The 17,349-nt window shown below is 70.2% G+C and carries 13 protein-coding genes and 1 tRNA gene; 6 read left to right on the top strand and 8 right to left on the bottom strand.

What is annotated here, in order from left to right; translation table 11 throughout:
• The first annotated feature begins 120 nt into the window (after positions 1–120).
• Complete coding sequence (locus ACF1A5_RS09515) at positions 121–2,106, top strand: PA14 domain-containing protein (RefSeq protein WP_392192262.1); 1,986 nt, start codon at positions 121–123, stop codon at positions 2,104–2,106.
• Positions 2,107–2,208: 102 nt separating this feature from the next.
• On the opposite strand, the gene ACF1A5_RS09510 is transcribed toward ACF1A5_RS09515, so the two are convergent.
• The 5 genes from ACF1A5_RS09510 to ACF1A5_RS09490 all read right to left on the bottom strand — a co-directional run bounded on the left by ACF1A5_RS09510 (position 2,209) and on the right by ACF1A5_RS09490 (position 7,775).
• Positions 2,209–2,655: a heat shock protein transcriptional repressor HspR gene (locus ACF1A5_RS09510; protein ID WP_356184975.1), complete on the bottom strand. Its 447-nt coding sequence runs from the start codon at positions 2,653–2,655 to the stop codon at positions 2,209–2,211.
• Between the two features lie 5 nt (positions 2,656–2,660).
• Positions 2,661–3,836 (bottom strand): molecular chaperone DnaJ, encoded by a 1,176-nt coding sequence (gene dnaJ, locus ACF1A5_RS09505; protein ID WP_392192261.1) that lies wholly within the window; start codon positions 3,834–3,836, stop codon positions 2,661–2,663.
• Between the two features lie 36 nt (positions 3,837–3,872).
• Complete coding sequence (gene grpE / locus ACF1A5_RS09500; RefSeq protein WP_356184783.1) at positions 3,873–4,559, bottom strand: nucleotide exchange factor GrpE; 687 nt, start codon at positions 4,557–4,559, stop codon at positions 3,873–3,875.
• Positions 4,556–6,400 carry a molecular chaperone DnaK gene (gene dnaK, locus ACF1A5_RS09495; protein WP_356184786.1) on the bottom strand — a complete coding sequence of 615 codons (1,845 nt, stop codon included), beginning with the start codon at positions 6,398–6,400 and terminating at the stop codon, positions 4,556–4,558. The genes grpE and dnaK overlap by 4 nt, the downstream gene beginning before the upstream one ends.
• A gap of 94 nt (positions 6,401–6,494) precedes the next feature.
• Positions 6,495–7,775 carry an undecaprenyl/decaprenyl-phosphate alpha-N-acetylglucosaminyl 1-phosphate transferase gene (locus ACF1A5_RS09490; protein ID WP_392192260.1) on the bottom strand — a complete coding sequence of 427 codons (1,281 nt, stop codon included), beginning with the start codon at positions 7,773–7,775 and terminating at the stop codon, positions 6,495–6,497.
• Positions 7,776–8,002: 227 nt separating this feature from the next.
• Here ACF1A5_RS09490 and ACF1A5_RS09485 point away from each other — a divergent pair, with 227 nt between their 5' ends.
• Complete coding sequence (locus ACF1A5_RS09485; RefSeq protein ID WP_392192259.1) at positions 8,003–10,285, top strand: (Fe-S)-binding protein; 2,283 nt, start codon at positions 8,003–8,005, stop codon at positions 10,283–10,285.
• Positions 10,286–10,366: 81 nt separating this feature from the next.
• Here ACF1A5_RS09485 and ACF1A5_RS09480 read toward each other — a convergent pair whose 3' ends face one another.
• On the bottom strand, positions 10,367–10,720 hold the full coding sequence (locus ACF1A5_RS09480) for an antibiotic biosynthesis monooxygenase family protein (protein ID WP_392192258.1): 354 nt from the start codon (positions 10,718–10,720) through the stop codon (positions 10,367–10,369).
• Between the two features lie 203 nt (positions 10,721–10,923).
• Here ACF1A5_RS09480 and ACF1A5_RS09475 point away from each other — a divergent pair, with 203 nt between their 5' ends.
• From ACF1A5_RS09475 to ACF1A5_RS09465, 3 genes are all read left to right on the top strand, one after another.
• Complete coding sequence (locus ACF1A5_RS09475; RefSeq protein WP_392192257.1) at positions 10,924–12,375, top strand: FG-GAP and VCBS repeat-containing protein; 1,452 nt, start codon at positions 10,924–10,926, stop codon at positions 12,373–12,375.
• Positions 12,376–12,509: 134 nt separating this feature from the next.
• Complete coding sequence (locus tag ACF1A5_RS09470; protein WP_392192256.1) at positions 12,510–13,505, top strand: Yip1 family protein; 996 nt, start codon at positions 12,510–12,512, stop codon at positions 13,503–13,505.
• A 638-nt stretch (positions 13,506–14,143) separates the two neighbouring features.
• On the top strand, positions 14,144–15,337 hold the full coding sequence (locus ACF1A5_RS09465; protein ID WP_392192255.1) for an alcohol dehydrogenase catalytic domain-containing protein: 1,194 nt from the start codon (positions 14,144–14,146) through the stop codon (positions 15,335–15,337).
• Between the two features lie 283 nt (positions 15,338–15,620).
• Here ACF1A5_RS09465 and ACF1A5_RS09460 read toward each other — a convergent pair whose 3' ends face one another.
• Together ACF1A5_RS09460 and dcd are read right to left on the bottom strand one after the other, a co-directional pair.
• Positions 15,621–16,130 (bottom strand): phosphoribosyltransferase, encoded by a 510-nt coding sequence (locus tag ACF1A5_RS09460; protein ID WP_392192254.1) that lies wholly within the window; start codon positions 16,128–16,130, stop codon positions 15,621–15,623.
• A gap of 11 nt (positions 16,131–16,141) precedes the next feature.
• Positions 16,142–16,717, bottom strand: coding sequence for a dCTP deaminase (gene dcd, locus ACF1A5_RS09455; protein WP_356184816.1), 576 nt, complete (start codon positions 16,715–16,717; stop codon positions 16,142–16,144).
• 526 nt (positions 16,718–17,243) lie between these two features.
• Here dcd and ACF1A5_RS09450 point away from each other — a divergent pair.
• Positions 17,244–17,317 (top strand) — tRNA-Gly (locus tag ACF1A5_RS09450).
• Positions 17,318–17,349: the final 32 nt, after the last annotated feature.

The following is a 17,349-nucleotide window of genomic DNA, read 5'->3' as shown; positions in this document are numbered from 1 at the left end:
GGACCCTTCACCCAACGGCGGTTAACGGAGAGGCAAAGATCCGTACAACCAATTCCATTCCCCGCGAGTCGTGATCACGAAAGTTCCGCCCACCCGTTCAGGCGTCGACCAGAGGACCGAATGAACCCAGCCAGACGCACGACGGCCGCCGCCCTCGTGCTCACCACCGCGGCCGGCGCGCTCAGCGTGGCCGCCGTCCCGGCCTCGGCCGCGGTCAGTTGCGCCTCCCCCGTCTACAAGCGGCAGTTCTACGCGAACACCACTTTCTCCGGCACCCCGAAGAAGACGGACTGCGACAGCGCGATCGACCAGAACTGGGGCACCGGTGCGCCCGCCTCCGGCCTGCCTTCCAACTACTTCGCCGTCCGCTGGACCGTCACCCGCGACTTCGGCTCCGGCGGTCCCTTCGCCCTCGCCGCGTCCGCGCAGGACGGCATCCGCGTCTACCTGGACGGCGTCCGCAAGATCGATCTGTGGAAGAACGTCTCGTCCACGGTGCGCAAGACCGTCAACGTCACCGTTCCCTCCGGCAAACACACCCTCCGCGTCGACTTCGTCAACTGGACGGGCACGGCCAACGCCGCCTTCACCTACAAGCCGCGCACCTCCGCAGACGTCGACAAGGTCAGGCCGCTGACGCCGACCGCGCCCTTCCTGACGTACGACCCCGCCACCGGCAGAGCCGTGTTCACCTGGTCGAGGAACGTGGAGATGGACCTCGCCGGCTACCGCGTCTACCGCCGCCTGAAGGGCACCTCCTACGGCAGCAAGCCCCTGGCGACGACCACCTCCACGTCGTACACGGACACCACGCTGCCGAAGACCGGCGCGACCTACTACTACGAGGTGCGCGCCGTCGACCGGGCGGGCAACGAGTCGGGGGGCACCGCGGACCAGGGCGCCACCACCGTCGACACCACCGCCCCCGTCCCGCCGGGCGGCGTGGGGGACAACTGGGCCATCGGCGACGTCACCAAGGTGACGCTGTACTGGGACAGCAGCCCCGATGCCGACGTGGCCGGCTACCGCGTCTACCGCTCCCGGCAGCAGACCGTCGCGCCGACCGCCGCGAACCTGGTGAGCGGCACCGGCCTGGTCCACCAGGGCTTCACCGACAACCCGCCGCAGACCGGCGACTTCTACTACTACGTCGTCACCGCCGTCGACACGCACGGCAACGAGTCGGCGGTCTCCGGCACGGCCGTGTACAGCACCAATGACTGGACCCCGCCGTCCTTCGTCCCCGACGACTTCGAGGCCGTCGACGGGGAGCACGAGGTGACGCTCACCTGGTCGTGGCAGCAGGACCCGGAATCCCCGCTGAACGGCTTCGAGGTGTACCGCGACGGGGCCCGGCTCGGGGTCTCCTACGGCTCGTTCGTGGACCGCGACGTCGCGCGCTCCTCCACGCACACCTACTGGGTCCGGGCCATCGACGACGCGGGCAACGTCGGTCCCGCCTCGGAGAAGATCACCGTCGACCACGTCGGCGACTTCACCGCCCCCGGCGTGGTGACCGGCCTGACCGCGACACCCGTGGAGAACGGCGTCCGCCTCGACTGGGACGACAGCACGGCCGACGACATCGACCACTACGAGATCCACCGGGGCGTGTACGCCGACGGCAGCTGGACCTACACCGACATCACCGGAATCCTCCCCTACGGCACCGTGTGGTCCGACAACCGCGACCCGAACCTGCCCGACGGCGAGCGCCTGCGCTACGCGGTGATCGCCGTGGACCGGGACGGCAACGCCCTGGACGTCGCCTCCGCCACCACCGTCGACGTCACCGAACTCGACCTCAGGCCGGACGAGACCTACCCCGAGGACGTCGGCGTCCTGTCCGTGCGGGACGCGTGGGGCGAGCTCCGCGTGTCCTACGACGCCGAGCACGACACCCACGGCACCGCCACCGGCTTCCACGTCGACCGCTGGGACCACACCGGCGGCCGCTGGGTCCGGCTCACCGACACGCCCGTCACCGGCACCGACCGGTACACGGACACCACGGCGCCGGCCGGCTCCACCGTCTACTACCGGGTCACGCTCGCCTACCCGGACGGGACCGAGTCCGCGCCGGCGGGCACACACATGTCCACCTGACGCCCGCGCCCGCTGCGGCCCGGCCGCAGCGGGCGCGGGCACACGAAGGGGCCGGGAGGCTGCTGCCTCCCGGCCCCTTCGCCGTGGCCCTCGCGGGCGGGGTCAGTCCTTGGCCTTCTTGGGACGCCACACCACCAGCGCGCTGGTCTGCTGGACCTCCTGGTACGGGACCAGGTCCCGGCGGTAGGAGGCGTGCACGGCGGCCTCGCGCTGACGCATGGCGGCCGCGGCTCCGTCCAGGGCCGCCTCCAGCTCCGCCACCCGGGACTGGAGCGCGACGACCTGGTTCTCCAGTTCGATGATCCGCTTGATGCCGGCCAGGTTGATGCCCTCGTCCTGCGACAACTGCTGCACCTGACGGAGCAGTTCGATGTCACGGGCCGAATAGCGGCGGCCCCGCCCGGCGGTGCGGTCGGGCGAGACCAGGCCCAGCCGGTCGTACTGACGGAGCGTCTGGGGGTGCAGTCCGGAGAGCTGAGCGGCCACCGAGATGACGTACACCGGTGTCTCTTCCGTCAGTTCGTACGGGTTGCGGCGGCGCCCGTCCATCTCACTCATGCTCCCTTCGCGGCCTCGAACAGCTCCGCCCGCGGGTCCTCGCCCGCGGTCGCCTCGCGATACGCCTCCAGTGCGTCACGAGCCTTCCCCACCAAGTCCTTCGGGACACTCACCTCGACGGTGACCAGCAGGTCCCCGCGGGTGCCGTCCTTGCGGACCGCGCCCTTGCCCCGGGCCCGCATGGTCCGGCCGTTCGGCGTGCCCGGCGGCAGCTTCAGCGTCACGGGGGGGCCGCCGAGCGTCGGGACCCGCACCTCGCCGCCGAGGGCCGCCTCCGCGAAGGTGACGGGCACCGTGACGGTGAGGTTGTCGTCCTTGCGGCCGAAGACCGGGTGGGCGCCCACGTGCACGACCACGTACAGGTCGCCCGAGGGGCCGCCCCGCTCGCCCGGCGCGCCCTTGCCGCGAAGCCGGATGCGCTGGCCGTCGAAGACGCCCGCGGGGATGCGCACCTGCATCGTGCGGGACGACTTGGCACGGCCCGAGCCCTTGCACACCTCGCACGGGTGCTCGGCGATCAGGCCGCGGCCCTTGCAGTCCGGGCAGGGGTCGGTGAGCGAGAAACCGCCGCCCGAGCCGCGGGCCACCTGGCCGGTGCCGACGCAGGTCGGGCACACGCGCGGCGTGCCGTTCTTGTCGCCGGTGCCCGAACAGGCCTTGCACGGCGACTGCGAGGACATGCGCAGCGGAACCGTCGCGCCCTCGATGGCCTCCGTGAAGCTCAGCGTGACCTCGGACTCGATGTCCTGGCCGCGCCGGGGCTGGGTGCGCGTGGCGCCCGCGCCGCCGCGGTTGAACAGGCCCCCGAAGACGTCACCTATGCCACCGCCGAAGCCGCCGGTGCCCCCGCCCTGGGCGCCGCCTCCGAAGAGGTCGCCCAGGTCGAAGTTGAACGAGCCTCCGCCCGCGCCCGGCCCCGGGCGGAACCCGCCGCTGCCGAAGAGTGCGCGGGCCTCGTCGTACTCCTTGCGCTTCTTGGGGTCACCGAGGACGTCGTTCGCCTCGGAGATCTCCTTGAAGCGCTCCTCGGCCCTGGCGTTGCCCTTGTTGGCGTCCGGGTGGAACTCGCGGGCGAGCTTCCGGTACGCCTTCTTGATCTCGGCGTCGGTGGCGTCCTTGGGGACGCCGAGGACCTTGTAGTAGTCCTTCTCGATGAAGTCCTTGGTGCTCATCCCCGACGTCCCTCCTTCCCTGCGTTCGTGTCGACGTCAGCCCTCGTCCGGGCCACCGCTCTCCTTGTCCTCGGCCGGCTCCTCGGCCTTGGCCTGGCCCGACTCCTCGGCCGGCTTGACCGTCTGCGCGCCCGGCTGGGGCTCGGCCACCGCCACCCGCGCGGGGCGGATGGTGCGCTCGCCGATCCGGTACCCGGGCTGCAGAATCGCCACGCACGTCGTCTCCGTGACGTCCGGGGCGTAGGAGTGCATCAGGGCCTCGTGGATCGTCGGGTCGAAGGGCTCGCCCTCCTTGCCGAACTGCTGGAGGCCCATCTTGGCCGCCACGGTCTCCGTCGACTCGGCGACGGACTTGAAACCGCCCACCAGTTCGCCGTGCTCCCGTGCGCGCCCGATGTCGTCGAGCACGGGCAGGAGTTCGGTCAGGAGATTCGCGACGGCGATCTCCTTGACCGTGACGCGGTCGCGCTCGACCCGGCGCCGGTAGTTCTGGAACTCGGCCTGCAGCCGCTGCAGGTCCGCCGTCCGCTCACTCAGCGCCGTGCGTGCCTGGTCCAGCTGCGCCGTCAGGCCCGCCACGCGGCCCTCGTCCCCGGCCGGGGCCGCCTCCTTCTCCTGGGAGGAGGCGGCGGCCTGCGGCTCGGCGTCGTCAGAGGTGGCGCCGGAGGGGACGTCGGGCTGCTGAGACTGCTGCTCGTCGAAGCCCGGGGTCTCCTCCGTCACGCGGCACCGTCCTTGCGCTCGTCGTCGACGATCTCGGCGTCCACCACGTCGTCGTCGGCCCTGGCCTCACCGGCGCCGGCGGACTCGCCGCCCGCGGCCTGCGCGGCCTGGGCGTCGGCGTACATCGCCTGGCCGAGCTTCTGGGAGACGGCGGCGACCTTCTCCGTGGCGGTGCGGATCTCGGTGGTGTCCTCGCCCTTGAGCTTCTCCTTCAGCTCGGCGACGGCCTCCTCGACCTCGGTCTTGATCTCGCCCGGGACCTTGTCCTCGTTGTCCTTGAGGAACTTCTCGGTCTGGTAGACGAGCTGCTCGCCCTGGTTGCGGGTCTCGGCGGCCTCGCGGCGCTTGTGGTCCTCCTCCGCGTAGCGCTCGGCCTCCTCGCGCATCCGGTCGACCTCGTCCTTCGGGAGCGAGGAGCCGCCGGTGACGGTCATCTTCTGCTCCTTGCCGGTGCCGAGGTCCTTCGCCGTGACGTGCATGATGCCGTTGGCGTCGATGTCGAAGGAGACCTCGATCTGCGGGACGCCGCGCGGCGCCGGCGGCAGACCGGTCAGCTCGAACATGCCGAGCTTCTTGTTGTAGGCCGCGATCTCGCGCTCGCCCTGGTAGACCTGGATCTGCACCGACGGCTGGTTGTCCTCGGCCGTGGTGAAGATCTCCGACCGCTTGGTCGGGATGGTCGTGTTGCGCTCGATGAGCTTGGTCATGATGCCGCCCTTGGTCTCGATACCGAGGGACAGCGGGGTCACGTCGAGGAGCAGGACGTCCTTGACCTCACCCTTGAGGACACCGGCCTGGAGCGAGGCGCCGATGGCGACGACCTCGTCCGGGTTCACGCCCTTGTTGGCCTCCTTGCCGCCGGTCAGCTCCTTGACGAGCTCGGCGACGGCGGGCATACGGGTGGAGCCACCGACGAGGACGACGTGGTCGATCTCGCCGAGCTGGATGCCGGCGTCCTTGATGACGTTGTGGAACGGCGTCTTGCAGCGCTCCAGCAGGTCGGCCGTCAGCTGCTGGAACTGAGCCCGGCTGAGCTTCTCGTCCAGGTGCAGCGGGCCCTCGGCGGACGCGGTGATGTAGGGCAGGTTGATCGTGGTCTCGGTGGACGAGGACAGTTCGATCTTGGCCTTCTCCGCCGCCTCACGCAGGCGCTGGAGGGCCATCTTGTCCTTGCTCAGGTCCACGCCGTGACCGGACTGGAACTGCTTGACCAGGTAGTCGACGACACGCTGGTCCCAGTCGTCACCACCGAGGTGGTTGTCACCGTTGGTGGCCTTCACCTCGACGACGCCGTCGCCGATCTCCAGCAGCGAGACGTCGAAGGTGCCGCCACCGAGGTCGAAGACCAGGATGGTCTGGTCGTCCTTGTCGAGGCCGTACGCGAGAGCGGCGGCCGTCGGCTCGTTGACGATGCGCAGCACGTTCAGGCCCGCGATCTCGCCGGCCTCCTTGGTGGCCTGGCGCTCGGCGTCGTTGAAGTACGCCGGGACGGTGATGACCGCGTCGGTCACCTTCTCGCCCAGGTAGGACTCGGCGTCCCGCTTCAGCTTCTGCAGCACGAACGCGCTGATCTGCTGGGGGTTGAAGTCCTTGCCGTCGAGGTTGATCTTCCAGTCGGTGCCCATGTGGCGCTTGACCGACCGGATGGTCCTGTCGACGTTCGTCACGGCCTGACGCTTGGCCACCTCGCCGACCAGCACCTCGCCGTTCTTGGCGAAGGCGACGACGGACGGCGTGGTCCTGGCGCCCTCGGCGTTGGTGATGACGGTGGGCTCGCCGCCCTCCAGAACGCTGACGACGGAGTTAGTCGTGCCCAGGTCGATGCCGACCGCACGTGCCATGGTGAATTCCTCCAGCTGACTTGAGTGGAACGGACTCAAGTGTGCATGAGGCTCGCCATGCGGTCAACAGACCTGAGCCGCTCCGACTCAAGTCTTATCCATCCCTTACGCGCAAGGACTCGCTGACCTGCGCCGATGTGGACTGCCGGGGCGGCCGCGGGGTGACCTGAGGGTGACGACCGGTCCCCTGGGTTGACTGACCGCGGGCGGACCGGGGCGCTCGGACGGCCGCCTCCCCTCGGGTGGGCGGGACCTCGCGGGCGCCCGTCCGCCCTCGGACGGGCGGGGTCTCACGCAGGCCCGTCCGGTGGACGCCGGTCCGGCTCCGGGTCACCGGGGCCCCGTGGACGCCGGTCCGAATCCGGGTGTGACGGGTCTCGCCGGGGCGCCGGGGGCCGTACCCCCGGACCCGCAGCAGTGCGAGCACGGCCACCAGGGCCACGCCGGCCACCCACAGGCCGCCGGTCCACGGCAGCCAGCCCGTGTGCACCAGCACCCCCACGAGTACCGCGGAGAAGGTGCCCACACCCAGCAGGACGGTGGCACCCGGCGGGGTGATCCCGAGCCGGCGCAGCCGGTGCGCGAGATGGTCCGGCCCGCGGCGCGGCGCGGGCCGCCGGGCCGGCCACCGGAAGAGCGCCGGCCACCGGGACAGCAGCACGACGAGGGCGTCCGCGGCGGCCGTGGCGGTGAGCGCGAACAGCACCGCCGCGCTGGAGAGGGAGTCGTACCCGCTGCGGGTGAGCACCGCCGCCGAGGCCAGTACGAAGCCGGTGAACAGGGAGCCGCAGGCGCCGAACGCGATCCGCGCGGGCGGCCAGTTGTGCATCAGGAAGCCGGTGAGGGCGGCCGCCAGCACGCTCAACAGCGCCGCCAGGTCGTCCATCACCTCGGCCGCCGCACAGGCGCCCACCCCGAAGGCGGTAACCACGCCCACTGTGCCCGCCAGACCGTCCGCGTGGTCCAGCCCCCGGAAAGCGGCCGCCACACAGGCGATCCAGACCACGGCGCAGATCCCGGCGGGCAGCCCGGTCTCGTCGTAGGGCACCACGAAGGCGGCCGCGACGGCCGCGCCCACCAGCAGGAGCCGTGTCCTCAGCCGCCACAGGTCGGCGGCCAGGCCGAGGAGGGCGACCGCGGCCCCCGCGACCAGCAGCCCGCCGACCGGGTCGCTGAGCGGCGCGGCCCCCGTCCAGCCCCCCGCCGCGGCGACCAGGCAGGTGCTGGCCACCACGGCCACGCCCCCGAGCAGCGGCACCGGCCGCATCCGCCGCCGGTCGACGAGCCCCAGCCGCAGGGCGGCCGTCCGGAGCAGCGCCGAGAGCAGGGCGGCGAGGAGCAGAGCGGTGATGGCGGTGACGATCCCGTAGAGCACGGTTCTTAAATTAGGGGTGAATGTACTGATTGGGTGCGAATAACACGAATGGATCGTCAGGCAACCCTCAGCGACCGAGATCACCCCGCGCTCGGCTACATTGCGTCGCAGGATGGGGGTAGTCTCAGTCGAACTGCATAAGTTACCGCTTAGTAATCTCCGTCCTCTCCCGCGGTCCCCGTCGCGGGAGCCGCTCGAAGAGAACCTCGCAGGCCCGAGGAGCCCCCATGCAACTCGCCGCGATCATCGTGTCGCTGGTACTGACCGTGGTCGGCGTCGCGCTGCTCGCCCGCGCCATCGGCCAGTTCGTCCGGTACTTCAAGCTGGGCCAGCCCGTGCCCGCCGGCAGCCGGACCGACAACCCCTACCAGCGCAGCGTGACCCTGGTAAGGGAGTTCCTCGGCCACACGCGCATGAACCGGTGGGGGATCGTGGGCTTCGCCCACTGGTTCGTCGCCGTCGGCTTCCTGACGCTGCCGCCGACCCTCGCGCAGGCGTTCGGCCAGCTCTTCCAGGCCGACTGGACACTGCCGGTCATCGGCGACTTCCTGCCGTTCGAGATGTACACCGAGTTCATCGGCGTGATGACCGTCCTGGGCATCGTCGTGCTCATCACGATCCGCCTGCTGAGCCTGCCCTCGCGGCCCGGCCGCAAGTCGCGGTTCGCGGGCTCCAAGGCCGGCCAGGCGTACTTCGTCGAGTACGTCATCCTCACCATCGGCCTGGCGATCTACGTGCTGCGCGGCCTGGAGGGCGCCCTCCACCACGTCGAGGGCTACGAGGCCGGGTACTTCGCCTCGTACCCGCTGGTCCTGGCCTTCAAGGGACTGAGCCTCCCCACGCTGCAGAACCTGGTCTACCTCGTCGCGGCGATCAAGATCGGCACCTCGTTCATCTGGATGATCGTGGTCTCGCTGAACACCAACATGGGTGTGGCCTGGCACCGCTTCCTCGCGTTCCCGAACATCTGGTTCAAGCGCGACGCGGCCGGCGGGACGGCCCTCGGCGGCCTCCAGCCGATGACGAGCGGCGGCAAGCCGATCGACTTCGCGGACCCGGGCGAGGACGACGTCTTCGGCGTCTCCCAGGTCGAGCAGTTCTCCTGGAAGGGTCTCCTCGACTTCTCCACCTGCACCGAGTGCGGCCGCTGCCAGTCGCAGTGCCCCGCCTGGAACACCGGCAAGCCCCTCTCCCCGAAGCTGCTGATCATGTCGCTGCGCGACCACGCGCACGCCAAGGCCCCCTACCTGCTGGCCGGCGGCGGCAAGACGATGGAGGGCGAGGAGAAGGCCTCCACGGAGCAGCTCGCCGGTGTGCCCGCCGCGGCCCTCGCCGAGGCCGAGCGCCCGCTGATCGGCACCGCCGAGGAGAACGGCGTCATCGACCCGGACGTCCTGTGGTCCTGCACCACCTGCGGCGCCTGCGTCGAGCAGTGCCCGGTGGACATCGAGCACGTCGACCACATCGTCGACATGCGCCGCTACCAGGTGATGATCGAGTCGGCTTTCCCGTCCGAGGCGGGCACGATGCTCAAGAACCTGGAGAAGAAGGGCAACCCCTGGGGCCTGGCCAAGAAGCAGCGCCTGGAGTGGACCAAGGAGGTCGACTTCGAGATCCCGGTCGTCGGCCGGGACATCGAGGACCTCACCGAGGTCGAGTACCTCTACTGGGTCGGCTGCGCCGGCGCCCTGGAGGACCGCGCCAAGAAGACCACCAAGGCCTTCGCGGAGCTGCTGCACATCGCGGGCGTCAAGTTCGCGATCATGGGCGGCGACGAGAAGTGCACCGGTGACTCCGCCCGCCGCCTGGGCAACGAGCCCCTGTTCCAGGAGCTCGGCATGGAGAACGTCATGGCGCTGAACATGGCGTTCGGCGAGGACACGGACGACGAGGGCAAGGTCACCGAGGAGTCCCGCAAGCCGAAGTCGGCGAAGAAGATCGTCGCCACCTGCCCGCACTGCCTCAACACCATCGGCAACGAGTACCCGCAGCTCGGCGGCGACTACGAGGTCATCCACCACACCCAGCTGCTCCAGCACCTCGTCGACGAGGGCAAGCTGGTCCCGGTGACGCCGGTCGAGGGCATCATCACCTACCACGACCCGTGCTACCTGGGCCGCCACAACAAGATCTACACGCCCCCGCGCGAGATCATCGGCAAGGTCCCGGGCCTGCGCAACGAGGAGATGCACCGCCACAAGGAGCGGGGCTTCTGCTGCGGCGCCGGCGGCGCGCGGATGTGGATGGAGGAGCGCATCGGCAAGCGCATCAACAACGAGCGCGTCGACGAGGCCCTGTCGCTGAACCCCGACATCGTGTCCACGGCCTGCCCGTTCTGCCTCGTCATGCTCACGGACTCCGTGAACGGCAAGAAGAACGACGGCAAGGCCAAGGAGTCGATCCAGGTCGTCGACGTCGCCCAGCTGCTCCTGGACTCCGTCAAGACGCCGGCCGACCCGGCGGGCGAGACGGAGGCCGAGAGCGAGCCGGAGCCGGAGCCGGTGAAGTAACCGGCCGCGTCATCACGACCGACGCCCCCATGTCCCGTACGGACATGGGGGCGTCGTCCTGTACCAGGGGGCGCGGGCGGACTACTCGCCCTTCGGCCCCGCCTGCTGCACCACCTCGAAGGACCACAGCGTGGCGCCGGAGGCCGCGGGCCGCGGCCGCTCCCCGCCCTCACCGCCCCTTCCGCCCTCCGCACCCTGCCCGGCGCCCTGGTGCGCCGCCTTCATCGGCCCCTCCATCCAGACCTGGAACGCCTCCTCGTCCCGCCAGCGGGTGTAGACGAGATAGGTGTCGGTGCCCTCGACCGGGCGGAGCAGCTCGAACCACTCGAACCCGTCGGAGTTCTCCACGGCGTGCGCGCGCGAGGCGAACCGCTTCTCCAGCGTCTCCCGCTGCTCGGCCGGCACGGTCAGCACATTGATCTTCACTACGCTCATGCCCCCATCCTGCCCTCCGGCCCCACCGGGCGGACGACGGGCATACCGGCCACGGCGGAATCAGAGATTCCCGCAGCCGACCCGAACATTTACCGGATTCACGTACAACCCTTACCTCCGGCGGGAGGTCTCCTGAGCGCCGACCCCGGCGCCCGCCGGGCCCGCTCCGGGCCCGACCGCCACCCACCCCAGAACGGACCGGAATGCGCAAGCGCACTCTCCTGCTGGCCGCCTCCACCCTCACCGCGGCCCTGACCACCGGCCTGCTCACCGTCCTGCCCGCCCCCACGGCCGCCGCCGCCCCCTCCGGCCTCTCCGGCGACTTCAACGGCGACGGCCACCGGGACCTCGTGATCGCCGCCCCCATCGCCAAGGTCTCCAGCAGGTCCGGCGCGGGCTACGTCGCCGTCGTCTACGGCACCTCCCACGGCCTCGACACCACCAGGCGCCAGATCATCAGCCAGGCGACCACCGGCATCCCCGGCACTCCCGAGTCGGGCGACTACTTCGGAGACCGCCTGACCACGGGCGACTTCGACGGCGACGGCTACACCGACGTCGTGGTCGGCGTGCACGCCGAGCGCATCGGCTCCACCGACGACTACGGCACCCTCACGGTGCTCTGGGGCGGGGCGGCCGGCATCACCTCCGGCACCGACATCTCCTCCCCGCTGCCGAAGTACCGCAACGAGCTCGGCTGGTCCGTGGCGGCGGGCGACTTCGACGGCGACGGCAAGACCGACCTGGCCGCCCTGAACAACGCCTCGCCCTCGCTGAGCGTCTTCCGCGGCCCCCTCTCCCGCACCGGCCAGGCGGCCTCGCTCCTCGGCATCGACCCGGTGGAGCAGACCGGCGTCGTCCCGAGCTCCCTCGTCGCGGGCGAGGTCAACGGCGACGGCAGGACCGACCTGGTGGTCCTCGGCCAGGAGGAGACCACCTCGGGCGAGTACCGCACCCGCAGCGTCCTCTACACCGGCTCCGCCACCGGCCCCACCCCCGGCAAGAAGCTCGCCGGCGGTTACGCGGCCGTGGTCGCCGACGTCGACAAGGACGGCTACGGCGACATCGTCACCGGCAACTTCATGGAGAAGTCGACCACCGAGCCGAACGGCGGCTTGGGCGGCGCGCTCACCGTCACCTACGGCGCCTCGGGCGGCCTGAGCAGCCGTACGCCGGTCCGCATCACCCAGGACACGGCCGGCGTGCCCGGCTCGGCCGAGAAGGGCGACGCCTTCGGCTGGAGCCTCGCGGCCGGCGACACCAACGGCGACGGCTACCCCGACATCGCGGTCGGCGTCGCCGACGAGGACCTGGGAGCCAAGCGGGGCGCCGGCGCGGTGGTCGTGCTGCGCGGCTCGGCGACCGGCCTGACCGGCACCGGCGCCAAGTCCTTCTCCCAGGACACCTCCGGCGTCCCCGGCACCGCCGAGTCGCAGGACTTCTTCGGCGACGCGGTCTTCCTCACCGACGCCGACGGAGACCACCGCGCGGAGCTGGTGGCCGGCGCCCGCGGCGAGAACGACGGGGCGGGCTCGGTCTGGGTGCTGCGCGGCTCCTCCTCCGGCACCACGGCCACCGGCGCCACGTCCTTCGGCAGCACCACCCTGGGCGGCCCGTCGGGCACCGCGTACTTCGGCAACGTGCTGGGCGGCTGAGCAGAGCGGCGGGAGGGAGCCGGAGCAAGCCGGATGGAGCAAGCAGTCCGGTACTCCGGATGGAGCAGGCCCCTCCTCCGGATGGAGCAGGGGCCTGCTCAGGTAGGACAGCCCTCCCGCGATCCCCCTAGGGGATGTCACAGCTCGGCAGCAAAGGCGGTCCCGAATCCCCCGGCCTCGCACGTCACTCTCCGGGACCAGGTACGTTCGAAGACGTGGCTGGATTCAGGAACGGACGCGGCGGCCGGGACAACCGGGCCCCGCAAACGCGCCCCCAACAACCCCCGTACGGACAGCAGGCGCCCCGGGCGCAGTCGTACGGCTACCCGTCGGCGCCGCACCCGCAGCAGCAACCGCCGTACGGGAACGGCGGCGGGGCCCGGGGCGGCCAGTGGCCGCAGTCGAACGGCGGGGGCTACGGCGGCCAGGGCGAGCCGGAGTACTTCGGCGACGGGTCCTACGCGCAGGGCGGCCCCGACCCGTACGCGGCCAACAACCCGGGGCACACCCAGGCCTTCTCGGTCGGCGAGGACCCGTACCAGCAGGGCGGGACCTACCGGGCCGGTTCGGCCCCGGCCGGCCCGATCGGCCCGCGGCTGCACTGGAAGGAGCTGCTGCGCGGGATCGTGCTGGCCCCCAACCAGACGTTCCTCCGGATGCGCGACTACACGATGTGGGGCCCCGCCCTCACCGTGACGTTCCTCTACGGCCTGCTGGCCGTCTTCGGCTTCGACGGCGCCCGCGAGGACGCCATCAACGCCACGCTCTCGAACGCGGTCCCGATCGTCCTGGTCACCGCCGTGGCAATGGTGATCAGCTCCTTCGTCCTCGGCGTGGTCACCCACACCGTGGCCCGCCAGCTCGGGGGCGACGGCGCCTGGCAGCCCACGGTCGGACTGTCCATGCTGATCATGTCCCTCACGGACGCGCCGCGCCTGCTCGTCGCCATGTTCCTCGGCGGCGACGCCGGCTTCGTGCAGATGCTGGGCTGGGCCACCTGGGTCGGGGCCGGTGTCCTGCTGACGCTCATGGTCAGCCGCTCCCACGACCTGCCCTGGCCGAAGGCGCTGGGCGCGAGCGCGATCCAGCTGATCGCCCTGCTGTCGATCGTGAAGCTCGGCACCTTCTGACGCACTGACGCACGACCGCGTGAGAAGGGCCCCCGACTGCGCGCCGGGGGCCCTTCTCACGCGGTCACGGCGCCATGCGGGCGGGGCGTCCCCGGCGACCCCGAGCGGCCGGCCTGTACGGCTCGCACCGTTGACGCCCGAGCGGTGGCGGAACCTGGAAGCGGGCCAGGTGATCACCATGCTCCGCAGCTCAGGGGGCTTCCTTGTTCGCATTCGGCGCCTCGCCCGACCTGTGCACCGGAGGCAGGACGCTCCAGGCGTCATTGACCGGATGAGGGTAGTCCGCAGGCATCATTTGCGCAGGTCAGCGCCGGGCAGACGCACGAGGTCCGCTCGCGAGCGCCCGTCACCCGGACGTCGGCCTGGACGGGCGAGGGCTCCTGGGGAGCGGGCGCTGCTGCATCGGTCAGCCCTCAAAGCCAACAACGCGCGGACCTGCCCGGATGGAGATGACGTGCTTGGCCGGGAGCGTGGCACGCAGCGTTAGTGCGACGGCACGCGGGCGTGGAGGGTCCGGTTCCGGCGTGCATAGGTCAGGTGGCAGCCCTACGTTTGGGAAAGCCGAGGTCGCAAAGCCACCGAAATGACCGCAGGCACATCCACGGCCGAGTCGCCCTGGATCAGCAGAGGAGATCGTCATGGCAAGCAGCAACCGCGCCGTCGTCTTCCAGAACCCGAAAGACATGCGCGTCGAGTCACTCGACTTCCCCAAGCTTGAGATGCCGAACGGGAAAAAGGCCCCGCATGGCGTCATCCTCAGAATCGTCGCCACCAACATCTGCGGTAGCGACCTGCACATCTACCGCGGGTCCTTCCCGGTGCCCCAGGGCATGGTGATGGGGCACGAGATGACCGGGGAGGTCATCGAGCTCGGCCCCGACGTCGAGTTCCTCAGTGAGGGCGACCTCGTCTCCGTCCCGTTCAATGTCGCCTGCGGCCGATGCCGCAACTGCAAGGCGCGCCGGACCGAGGTCTGCGAGACCACGAACCCCAAGGTGTCCTGCGGAGCGTACGGCTTCAACCTGGGCGACTGGACCGGCGGCCAGGCCGAGTACCTGTTCGTCCCGTACGCCGACTTCCAGCTCCTGCGCTTCCCGGACAGGGACCAGGCCATGGCGAAGATCCGTGACCTGGCGCTGCTCTCGGACATCCTGCCCACCGCGTTCCACGGCCTCATGGAGGCCGGTGCCAAGCCGGGCTCGACCGTGTACATCGCCGGCGCCGGCCCGGTCGGCCGCTGCGGCGCAGCAGCGGCGCGCCTCCTCGGGGCGTCCTGCATCATCGTCGGCGACCACAACAAGGACCGCCTGGAGCTGGTGAAGAGGAACGGCTGCGAGACGATCGACCTGAACCAGGACGCCGCGCTCACCGACCAGATCGAGGCCATCCTGGGAGAACCCATGGTCGACTGCGCAGTCGACTACGTCGGCACCGAGGCGCACGGCATCGGCCGCGAGGCCGAGGAAATGGACCCGGCCTACGCGATCAACCAGGTGATCGACGCCACCCGCGCGGGCGGAGCCACCGGCGTCATCGGCGTCTACGGCCCCGACCCGCTCGCGAAGTCGAAGGCCGAGCAAGAGGGAACGTACCCGATCGACTTCGGCAAGGCCTGGATCAAGTCGCCGCGGATCACCGCCGGGCAGGCACCGATCATGCACTACAACCGCGAGCTGATGATGGCGATCCTGTGGGACCGCATGCCCTACTTGAGCGCCATGCTCAACACGAAGGTGATCAGCCTCGACGACGCCCCCGAGGCCTACGCGACCTTCGACACAGGAGTGGCCGAGAAGTTCATCATCAACCCCCACGGCCTCATTCCCGCCTGAGGACCGCCCTCCCCGACCCGCAGTCCCCGTTCAGGGAGGCTGCGGGCCGTGCGGGGCTGCTCAGCGACAACCCACGCTGACCAACATCGACTGCTCCGCCGGTGGTCAGAAGGTTGACCAAGGACGGAGCCGCAGATCACCGGCCTGCGGTTTCAGAACTTGTTCCTCTGAGGTGCTCCAGGATCCATCGCCTCGTCCGGGCCGGCTTCCCCAGCGGCCCCGGCAAGGGGCTGGACTGAGGGCAGCCTGATGCGGCACTGGGCGCCGCAGCGAAGTCACCAGGTCAGAGCGCTTCCTTGTTCTCCTTCGGCGCCTCGCCCGCCCTGTGCACCGGAGGCAGGACACTCCACGGGAAGTTGATCCAGTCGTCCGTGCGCTTCCACACGTACTCGCACTTCACCAGGGACTGGGACTTCTCGTAGACGACGGCGCTGCGCACCTCGGCGACGGTGTCGAGGCAGAAGTCACGGACCAGTTTGAGTGTCTTGCCGGTGTCGGCGACGTCGTCGGTGATCAGGACCTTCTTGTCGGAGAAGTCGATGGCGTTGGGGACGGGCGCGAGCATGACGGGCATCTCGAGCGTGGTGCCGACCCCGGTGTAGAACTCGACGTTCACCAGGTGGATGTTCTTGCAGTCGAGGGCGTAGGCGAGCCCGCCCGCCACGAAGACGCCGCCGCGGGCGATCGACAGGACGATGTCGGGCTGGTACCCGTCGTCGGCGATGGCCTGCGCGAGCTCGCGGACGGCGACGCCGAACTGCTCGTAGCTGAGGTTCTCTCGTATGTCGCTCATGCCCGTGTCGCTCACACCTGCGTCCGGTGGAAATTCAGGTAGGACCGGGAGGGGGTCGGCCCGCGCTGGCCCTGGTACCGGGACCCGTAGCGTTCGCTGCCGTAGGGGAACTCGGCGGGGGAGCTCAGCCGGAACATGCACAGCTGGCCGATCTTCATACCGGGCCAGAGCTTGATCGGCAGGGTCGCGAGGTTCGACAGCTCCAGCGTCACGTGCCCGGAGAAACCGGGGTCGATGAAGCCGGCGGTGGAGTGGGTGACCAGCCCGAGCCGCCCGAGCGAGCTCTTGCCCTCGAGCCGCGAGGCGAGGTCGTCGGGCAGCGAGACGACCTCGTACGTCGAGGCGAGGACGAACTCCCCCGGATGCAGGATGAACGGCTCGTCGCCCTCCGGCTCGACGAGCCGGGTGAGGTCCGGCTGCTCGACGGAGGGGTCGATGTGGGGGTAGCGGTGGTTCTCGAACACCCGGAAATAGCGGTCGAGTCGCACGTCGATGCTCGACGGCTGCACCATGGATTCGTCGTAGGGATCGATCCGCACCCGGCCGGCGTCGATCTCGGCCCGGATGTCCTTGTCTGAGAGAAGCACGCCCCGAGGATACGCAAGGCGCGCGGAGCGACCACAATCGTGACCGGCCCCACGCGCCTGTGATCAGCCGCTCTGCCGCGTGCCCTACCGCCTCTCCAGGCTCACCGGCACGACACTGCGGAGCCGGGCACACCCCGGACAGCGCATGAGCCGGCCGGGGCCGAGCCGCTCGGCCTTCTGCATCGGGAACGAAGCGGTGCTGAACACGTGCCCATCGGCACAACGGACGACGGTGCGCTCCATCAAGTCCTAGAGTCCCTTCCCCAGAGCCGCGTCGGGCTGCTGCCACCTGACGACAAAAGGCACATTACGGGACGGAAGAGACGACCCTCCAGGCGGCACTCCGGCCCCACCTGGCCCCTGCTCCACCGGACCACCGTACGCCCCAACTCCGGTACCCCGCAGCTCCGTCACCACACCTCCCACCCACCTGAAACGCACTCAGGCCCCTCGGCCTGAGCACCGGGGGCCCACACATGGGGTACAGTGGGCGAGCATTCGACACCGGGGCGATCCGGCGTCTTACGCGGGTGTAGTTTAATGGTAGAACATCAGCTTCCCAAGCTGAGAGCGCGAGTTCGATTCTCGTCACCCGCTCCATGATTAAGGCCCAGGTCAGAGACCCGGGCCTT

The organism is Streptomyces sp. NPDC014864 (genome assembly GCF_043081525.1).
Taxonomy (GTDB): domain Bacteria; phylum Actinomycetota; class Actinomycetes; order Streptomycetales; family Streptomycetaceae; genus Streptomyces.
Note: the sequence above shows the minus strand (reverse complement) of the source record. Positions and strands in the feature narration are given on the sequence as shown.